This window comes from Vibrio sp. 378, assembly GCF_033339435.1.
In genome coordinates this window covers 1-703 of record NZ_JAWOUO010000550.1, presented here as the reverse complement: position 1 = coordinate 703, position 703 = coordinate 1, and the positions used below count along the sequence as shown (strand labels likewise).

Sequence of the window (703 nt, the reverse complement as noted above, 5' to 3'; positions counted from 1 at the left end):
TTAAGCTGCTTCTTTATTAGAAGTAGTATTCAACACCTACAGAGAACTCATCGTAGTCAGCTGACTTCCAACGCGCTTCTGCTGGTTTATCTAGTTGAGACGCACCGTCACCGAAGTCTAGTGTACGAGCACGTACGTAAAGCACTGCAGATGGGTCTACGAAGTACATAACTTGTGCAGATAGTACATCGTCTGCTGTATCGTTAATTGTCTTACCGTCACGTTCTAGGTCGAAGTTCGCTGCGTAACCTAGCTTGTACTGCCAGTCACCTGTTGTGTACATCAGACCTGCAGACATTGCATCTTGCTTCTCGTTCACGCCGTTGCTTGCGTCCGCCTCCATGTATTTGTATTGAGCGAAGAACGAAATACCGTTATCAAACCAACCTTGAACACCAACTAGGTACGTGTTGTTTTCCCAAGTTTGACCTTCAGATTCAATGTTACGGTTACCTTCGTAAGCAGCATCCAATTGTAGTGGACCTAACTTGTAGTGAGCCGCGATGCCGCCCCAGTAATCATCACCAGCACCTAGACCCGCTTTATCACCAGCACCCGCTGCGATATCTAGAGAGAACTTGTCTGCGTACATTGGAGAGTCCCAACGAATGGTGTTTGATTGACGGTCTTGGTACTTAGCACCACCGATTGCACCACCCCAGTCGTAAACATCGCCTAGACCTGGGTTAGATGCTGGCCAGTC

The 703-nt window shown here is 47.9% G+C and carries 1 pseudogene; it reads right to left on the bottom strand.

The features are described from left to right. Positions 1 to 16: 16 nt before the first annotated feature. Positions 17 to 703, bottom strand: a pseudogene (gene chiP, locus R7Q48_RS27475) (chitoporin); the annotation flags it as partial.